Source organism: Caproicibacter fermentans, assembly GCF_009746625.1.
GTDB lineage: Bacteria > Bacillota > Clostridia > Oscillospirales > Acutalibacteraceae > Caproicibacter > Caproicibacter fermentans.
In genome coordinates this window covers 43,721-51,741 of sequence record NZ_VWXL01000103.1, presented here as the reverse complement: position 1 = coordinate 51,741, position 8,021 = coordinate 43,721, and the positions used below count along the sequence as shown (strand labels likewise).

Annotated in this window: 6 protein-coding genes; 5 read left to right on the top strand and 1 reads right to left on the bottom strand. The window is 48.9% G+C overall.

Annotated elements, in window-relative coordinates:
• Nucleotides 1–652: 652 nt before the first annotated feature.
• On the bottom strand, nucleotides 653–1,648 hold the full coding sequence (srtB, locus tag CAFE_RS17830) for a class B sortase (RefSeq protein WP_166525181.1): 996 nt from the start codon (nucleotides 1,646–1,648) through the stop codon (nucleotides 653–655).
• A 241-nt stretch (nucleotides 1,649–1,889) separates the two neighbouring features.
• On the opposite strand from srtB, the gene CAFE_RS17825 reads away from it, so the two are divergent.
• The 5 genes from CAFE_RS17825 to CAFE_RS17805 all read left to right on the top strand — a co-directional run bounded on the left by CAFE_RS17825 (nucleotide 1,890) and on the right by CAFE_RS17805 (nucleotide 7,977).
• Entirely contained in the window at nucleotides 1,890–3,467 is a 1,578-nt protein-coding gene (locus CAFE_RS17825; protein WP_066645942.1) for a purple acid phosphatase family protein, read from the top strand.
• Nucleotides 3,468–3,555: 88 nt separating this feature from the next.
• Nucleotides 3,556–4,728 carry a YibE/F family protein gene (locus CAFE_RS20535; protein ID WP_066645940.1) on the top strand — a complete coding sequence of 391 codons (1,173 nt, stop codon included), beginning with the start codon at nucleotides 3,556–3,558 and terminating at the stop codon, nucleotides 4,726–4,728.
• A 158-nt stretch (nucleotides 4,729–4,886) separates the two neighbouring features.
• Nucleotides 4,887–5,030, top strand: a complete 144-nt coding sequence (locus CAFE_RS17815; RefSeq protein ID WP_156991369.1) for a hypothetical protein — start codon at nucleotides 4,887–4,889, stop codon at nucleotides 5,028–5,030.
• An 818-nt stretch (nucleotides 5,031–5,848) separates the two neighbouring features.
• Nucleotides 5,849–7,141, top strand: a complete 1,293-nt coding sequence (locus CAFE_RS17810; RefSeq protein ID WP_066645936.1) for an ATP-binding protein — start codon at nucleotides 5,849–5,851, stop codon at nucleotides 7,139–7,141.
• Nucleotides 7,138–7,977 carry a DNA-binding domain-containing protein gene (locus tag CAFE_RS17805; RefSeq protein ID WP_066645935.1) on the top strand — a complete coding sequence of 280 codons (840 nt, stop codon included), beginning with the start codon at nucleotides 7,138–7,140 and terminating at the stop codon, nucleotides 7,975–7,977. Before CAFE_RS17810 ends, CAFE_RS17805 begins: the two co-directional genes overlap by 4 nt.
• Nucleotides 7,978–8,021: the final 44 nt, after the last annotated feature.

The following is an 8,021-nucleotide window of genomic DNA, read 5'->3' as shown; positions in this document are numbered from 1 at the left end:
CAGCGTTCGTCCTGAGCCAGGATCAAACTCTCTAAAATATGGTATATAATCACCCGAAGGCGTTTATATCTATCTTAGAGTCGTTTCGGCTCTTCAGTCGATACACTAACGTATCTTTTGGTTTTTTGGAAAGAGTTTCCGTCTCTTTTCGTCCGAAAGTACTTTTACTCTCGAAATCTTTACGGGTTCCTTCTTTATCGTCTCGTTGTTTAATTTTCAAGGTCCCATGCCCGCTTTGTGTGTCATTCGGCGAGCAACTTTATTAGTATAGCACGCTGATCTCCGTTTGTCAACACCCGACCACAATTTTTAAAGTTTTAATATTTATCAACTGCGCGGGTTTTTAATAATACCACAACATGTTCGCTTTGTCAACAGACTTTTACAGATTGCGGCCCGCTTCAAGAGCGGAATTTGATGATACCACAATTTTTTTAATTTGTCCAGGGTTTCATACAAAGAAATTTCTGGAAATTCTCTTTTCTTTCACTTCCAGCTCATTCTGCTCAAATAAAATAATTCAAGCGGAGAAAGCCAAATATCAGAAATATGTCGCCGATCGCAGCGAAGGTCCGGCCCGGGTTCATCCCCTCCTGTCATGATAAAAGCTCTTTGCCGAATCCGGTCGGCAAAGAGCTTTTTTACGCAATGTTCAGTCCGTTTTCAGCCAGGACAGCTTCCCGCCGCGCATTGCATCCTGAAAATCGGGCAGAAAAGGCTGTTCCCCGCCGAACCTTTTATACCAGCAGTCGGGATACAGTACGTCGGGATTCTTTACCGCTTCCGATACCTTCACGCTTTCTTTTTCCGAGTCCCGGACGCGCCGTGCAAACACCACTGTTCGGAAACCCTCAAATTCATAGGAACAGGTGGAGAGCGTTATAATTTCATCAGACGGCTTAATGTCAACCGGAAATTCGAACATTGAACGGATTCGAACCTGATAAAGGTATTCCAAAAAATCTTCTTCACAGGAAAACGAGGTTTTCTGATAGTCAAAGGGCTTTCCCTGAGCCGGATCCGTATTCACTTTCATGACGGCAAAAATTTTCCAGCAGGCCTTTTCGCCGCCCTTCCGATACAGAACAACGGGATGGGCACGGTAAAAAGCAAGGCTTTCGTAATTCAGCAAGGGGGCGAACATGCTTCCGTCCTTCATACTGTGCCCGTATAAAATCGTATTTTTCACCTGTTTGCCCGCCGAATCGGAGCTCAGCATAAAAATACTTCCGTATTTGGTTTCGTTTTTTTCCCAGTCATGGGTCAGGTAAAAATCAGGTGAACCCGCCGGCGCCAGAAGGACCGGGTAATCAATCGCTGTTTCCGGCAAGGTAATCCATCCCGTCACGTCTCGGTTGACGGCTTGCAGCTGATCAAAGGGATCAGGCACGGCCTTCGTTTCCGCTGCCGGCGGAACATTTTGACTGCCGGTCCGCGTGACGGCACTGCTTGCAGCGGCTCGATAGTAGGAACGGGCTTCGGTCAGATCGGATTCGGAACGAAGAAACGGAAAAATCAGGCGTGTAATCAGAATTTGAGTACAGACTACGAAAGAAAGAACGCAGCCAAGCAAAACATAATAATAAGGAGACAGGCTGGACAGCCGTTTGGGGACAGGCTTCATTCTCTGATCCGCAATTCGTTTCAACCGCAAAAACCAGTCGGAAAGACACATTAACATCAGCCCTTACAACGGATTTAATTCTGCTGTTCCGAAATGATCCTATCATGCGCAGATCAGAAGATCAACGTAACCGCTTTTAAATTCTTGTTAAATCGAAAGGTTATCAAGAATTTAACAGAAATTAACAGGACTGTAACCGGCTTCCCATTTGCAGAGACTACAATAACGCTGTTAATTCAGCCATTTGAAAGAGGAGGTTCAATCAATGTTGATTCGTCAAAAAGCGGTCAAAACCATCGCGGCGGCGTTTTGTGCCCTGACAGTCATGGGCGCTGCGCTCGGGATCCCGGCACAGGCGGCATCAGCCTCGGCTCCCTACAACATTACGATCGGAATCGGAAGTACGGAAACGGAAGTACGGTTTTGCTGGCAAAGCGGCAATTCCGCCGCCGGACAGCTTCAGATTGCGAAAACAAGCGACATGAAGAACAACAGTTTCCCTGCGGACTCGACAAAGCAGGCGGCCGTCGCAAAGATGACGGCGACGGAAGGTGTTCTTAACAATCCCAAAAACACCGATCAGTCCATCGGCTCTTTTCAGGATGAAAGCGGGGCGGCCCTTTCGGATGAATACTCCGACAAAGTCACGGTCGGCGGGCTTGTTCCGAATACCTCCTATACCTATCGCGTAGGAGACGGGACAACCTGGAGCAAAACATATACGTTCCAGACAAAATCCGCCAAGGACGGATTCAGCTTTGCGGCTTTCGGCGATCCCCAGATGGGCGCGAGCGGAAATCTGGCCAATGATCAGGCCGGCTGGGCAAACACGCTCAAAAAAGTATATTCGAAGTATCCTTCCCTGAACTTCCTGTTTTCCATGGGCGACCAGGTAAACAATTACGACCATCTGTATACGCAGCAAAAGGAATACAACGCATTTTTCAACCCCGATTCCTCGGCTGATTATCTGCAAACCCATATTCTGGCTGCCTATTCCGGCAATCACGACTTCCAGATGGGCAAGTATTACAGCTTCCATTACAATCAGCCCAATCTTTCCACCCTTGGGCAGACCAAAACAAACAATGTGGACGACAACAACGGAGATTACTGGTTCCGTTACGGCAACACGCTGTTTCTGGTGCTGGAAGGCAACAACTTCTATGACGTTTCCGCGCACGACGCCTTTCTGAAACAGGCAATCGACGCGAACAAAGACGCAAAATGGAAGGTGGTTTCTTTCCATCAGGCGCCTTACAGCGAAGCCAACCACGACGGTGCGACTTCAGCGGATGACGACACGATGTTCATGCGCAAAAACTGGACGAAGCTGATGGACAAATACCAGATCGATATTGTGCTGAACGGTCACGACCATTACTACACCCGCACTTATCAAATGTATGGCGGGTCCGCCGTCAGCACGGTTAAAAAAGGCCAGGTGACCAATCCGAAAGGGACCGTGTACCTTACGCTTGATTCCGGCAGCGGCAGCAAATACTATAAATACAACGCCACGGCGGATCACTCCTTCAGCGCGGTCGGCTGGCAAAATAACGAACCGACCTACACTTACGCAAAAGTCACCGGCGATACCTTTACTCTGACAACCTATAAGACCAGCTCCGACACGCCGATCGACACCTATACCATCACCAAGACCTCCGCGTCCCCGACGGCCGCAGTTTCAACAACAGCCCCCGCTTCCGCGGCCTCCAATCCCAAAACGGGCGACAGGGAAGGCGGCACATACCTGTATGCCGCGCTTGCGGCTCTTGCGCTGATCGTAGCCGCCGGATGCATCGCAGCCCTTCGAAAAAAACCGACTGCCCGCAGCTAATCCGCTTCCTGTATCAAAACAACCCCGTTGCACTGATTGTGAAACGGGGTTGTTATCATAAATTGAAAGAAAAGGCGGGGAATGCGCCGTGCCGCGTGTTGAGATCAAAGAGAAATGGAAACTGGCCCTTTTGCTGCTGATTCTGGCCGTCTATACCGTATTCGCCTATTCCGTCAGCCGTCACCAGGCTTATTACAACCCCTACAGCCTGTCGGGAAACGACCAGATTTCCTTTGAACAGGCAAGCGTAATTTCCGTCGATTCTGAAAGCACAAAAAAAGACGAAATCCATCCGGAGCTGCTGGTCGGCTCGCAGAACGTCACGGTAAAAATCCTGACGGGTAATTTTCAAGGCAGAAGCTACCACATCGTCAATAATCTGAATTACGATACCAATTACAAGTTGAATGCCGGGCAGACCATCATTGTTTCCGTGAGCGCAACGGGTGACGGCGGAACCGTCAACATCAACCCCAACTCCCCGCACCGAACCCCCTACCTTTACGCAATGGCGGTTCTTTTCGTCCTGCTGCTCTGCTTCGTCGGCGGGAAACGCGGCTTTCAGTCGGTCGTGGCCATCGGATTTACGATGACAAGCGTCATTTTTATTTTTGTGCCCCTGCTGTACCACGGTCTTTCCCCAGCAGCCGCCGTCCTGATTTTCTCCGCCGCTACTTCCTGCGTAACTCTTCCGTTGGTGGGGGGGATCGAACGAAAAACATTGATTGCAATTCTGGGTACCATCGGCGGAGTCGCCGTTTCAGCGGGGATTGCCCAGATTTTCAGCTGCCTGACTCAAACCTCCGGCTACACGTTTTCCGACACAGACTCCCTGCTGGCGATTTCTTCCCACAGCGGACTGAAGGTAGGCAGCCTGTTTTTTGCGGCCGTTCTGATTTCATCACTCGGGGCGGTCATGGATGTTGCCATCTCTGTGGCCTCTTCAATAAATGAAATCTATCGCAGCAATCCGGAAACCGATGCCCCGACTTTATTTGCTTCCGGCATGAATGTCGGCCGCGATATGATGGGCACTATGGCAAACACACTGATTCTGGCGTTCACCGGTTCTTCCCTTGTGATGATGATTCAGATTTATACCTACAACATGCCGTATCAGCAGGTAATGAACTCCAACCATATCGCGGCGGAAATCATTCAGGCGCTCGCAGGAAGCTCCGCCGTCGTCCTTACCGTGCCGCTGGTCTCTCTTCTTTCCGCGAAACTGATGCCGCTGCTTGAAAAACCGAAAAGCGCGTAACAAAGCGCCGTGGGGAAAGCCTTTCACACCTGACGGCTTAAAGGGTATTTTTTGTATTTTTAGTTCGCTCTCGTCCTACTTTTCTACATAATCGTAATTTTTTCGATACAATTTATTTGGCCGTAAAAAGGTCAAATCTGTATCGGAGGTATAAGGAAATGGACGAAGATCTAAAAAAGCAGCTGGAGTGGTTAAACCAGAATCTGACTGCCGTCGTAAAAAACCAGGCGATCATCTACTCCGAGTTGAAAACAATTGAAAACCGGATACCCGATCCGGACAAAAGCCGGGAACTGGAATAGTAAGCCATTCGGGATGAGGTGCGGTACCCCGCATGTGTGTGAGGAAGCAGAACGAACATAAAAATAAATCCGGCACTACATAAAAGGGCGCAGTTATAAAAAGATACTATCCCGAATAGAAAAATCGGGGTTTCCGCTTTGCAGTATCAGCCTGCGATGGTAACGGAATAAGGGCAAGGTAAGCTGTATGCTCCCCTTGCCCTTATTCTGTGACTCTTCCGGCAGCGGGAAAAGCCCGATCGCGGCCGCGCAAAATACCTTTTCCACGGCAATGAACGGCTTTTCCTTGACTTCGAATCCGAACGCGGTATAATTTACCTGTAAAGCACAAAAACTGCAATGCAGAAGCAGGTGCGGGAACACCTGCTTCCTGCATACGGAGCACAACCTTCATACGCAACCGAATATCGGCACATTGCAGTTCTTATCATACCACCCGTCTCGTTTTTTGTACAGGGGTCGAGGCTGATAAGAGTTTTCGCACTGTGCGTTCGAGCGTTGTATATGGATGAAAATCCGTGTACGGCGTTTTTTTCTGCCTTGCGGCAACAGCGCGGGACCCGGCGGAGAAACGAAGCCGCCGCCCCCTTCTGCCCCGGCTGTTCCGTTTATTTTTCTCACATTTTTAGTGAAATCTATCTTTTTCTTCGATTTAGCGAAAAAATCTATTCTATTTTGTATGTAATAAATAAAAATATCTTCTTTTGATCTATTATTTATGAAAAAGTATCTTAAATCCATATTATGATATAGAATCCGCATCTTAAAAAGCCCTCCCGTATCCTTTCCTCGCAAAGAATCTGAAAGGACTCGATAATATGAAACGGAAAACGAAATGGAAACAAACTTTGTTCACAGGTCTTTGCATTACAGTGGTCTCTGAAATTTATTGGAACCTGTTTTATGACGGTCTGCGGATCTCGCTGTCCGTCGTCCTGTTCCCGGTTCTGATAATGACGATGGATCTGGAGACGAATACGCTCTGGACCGGAATCACCTCCGGGGGAATGATTTTCGTTTTTCGCAGCGCGGCGGCATACGTTTCGGGTGCCGGCGTTATCCCCGCCATTCAGTCCGCCCTACCGGGCGGTCTGTACTACCTGTTTTACAGCCTCCTGTTCTTTTTTTTGGTCCAAAACAAATATATGGCGCGCTTCCCCCGTCTGATTATTTCCGTTTTATGCTGCGACTTTATTTCCAACATGTTTGAAAATTTTTTAAGGAACGGTTTTCCGATTCAAAAACGACGTGTGTTTGAGCTTCTTTCGGTCGCGGTCGTGCGGACCATTTTGGTAGGTTTTATTCTTTTGCTGATTGAGCGCTATCGCTTCCTTCTGACAAAAAAGGAACACGAGCAGCGGTACCAACGGCTGTTTCTAATGACCGCGGGGCTAAAAAATGAAATTTATTTCATGAAAAAGAACACGGAAGAAATTGAAGAGATCATGAGCAACTCCTACCGCCTTTACGAAGCGCTGTCCAATCAGCAGGTAAAGCTGCAAACCAAGGAGTGGGCGCTGATGATCGCGCGGGACGTCCATGAAATCAAGAAAGATTACATTTGCATCATCAGAGGCCTGGAGCAGGAGGTCAGAAACCAGTACCCGGAAAAAGAGATGTGGTTCAGCGATATTTTGACGATTCTCAGAGACGCGACTTATCGGATGATCGAGTCCAAGCATCTCAACATCAGTCTGAATTTTCAGTATCAGCATGATTTCCTAACGCAGGCGCATTACTCCGTCATGCTGCTGCTGAAAAATCTGGTGAACAATTCCGTTGAGGCGATTGCGCTGAGCGAGGAAAAAAATCACAGGAAACATCGGGTCGATATTACCGAGCAGCTGGCGGGGCAAACCTATCAGATCTCCGTTTCCGACGACGGGCCGGGGATTTCTGAAAAGAACATCCCCAAAATTTTTCAGCACGGCTTTTCCACAAAATTCGATTTGGAAAACGGGAATATGTTTCGGGGGGTCGGACTTTCCGGGGTTCGAAGCACGGTAGAGGAGCAGTTCCACGGCACGATCCGTGTGGAATCCCAGCCGAACGTAAAAACGGAATTTCACATGGAAATACCGGCCTCCGCTCTGGAGAGGGGACTGAGATGAGAATCTACATTGTCGAAGACGATCAGCCCGTGATCGACACGCTGGAGGATCTGGTCGAGCAGCAGAATCTGGGGATCATCTGCGGAAGCTCCGACGGCGGCCCTCCCGACGAGCAGGCCATTCTGTCGTCCCGGCCGGACATCGTCCTAGTCGATTTTTTGATGCCGAAGAAAGACGGAATTCAGGTGATCAAAAGCCTTAGGGACCTCTCCTGCCGCGCAAAATACATCATGATTTCTCAGATTTCCGATAAAAAATTAATTGAAAAAGCCTATCATTCGGGAGTGGACTTTTTCATCAGCAAGCCGATCAATTCCATCGAAGTGAAATCGGTCATACAGACGGTCTCCGTTCAGCTTCAAAACGAGCGTACCCTCGACAGTATCCGGAACCTGTTTCATTTTGAGGAAAACCCTTCCCCTCCCGCCGCAGTGAAACCGGAGCCCTATTTTAACCGAGCGAAGCTCACAATGAACCAGCTCGGCATGTCAGGCGAAAAGGGCTGCATCGACATTCTAAAGATTTGCCAGTACTTACACGAGAATAAAATTTCGATTTACCAGGTGAACATCGGCCGTCTGTGCGGCCAGCTGTCCACGGTTCCCCAAAGCATGGAGCAAAGGATCCGGCGTGCGATTGCGAAGGGAATGAGGAATCTGGCGCAGCTGGGAATAGAAGATTTCATGAACGAAGCCTTCGCGCAGTACTCGGGAAGCCTGTTCCCGTTTGAAGAAGTCAAAGCGGAAATGGATTATATCCGCGGAAAGCGTCCCCGGGGCGGAAAAATCAGCGTGAAAAATTTTATCGACGGGCTGCTGATTGTATCCGAACAGTAAAGCCGGAGCCGTGCCCGGCGAAAATCGTTTTCGCCGGTTTTTGT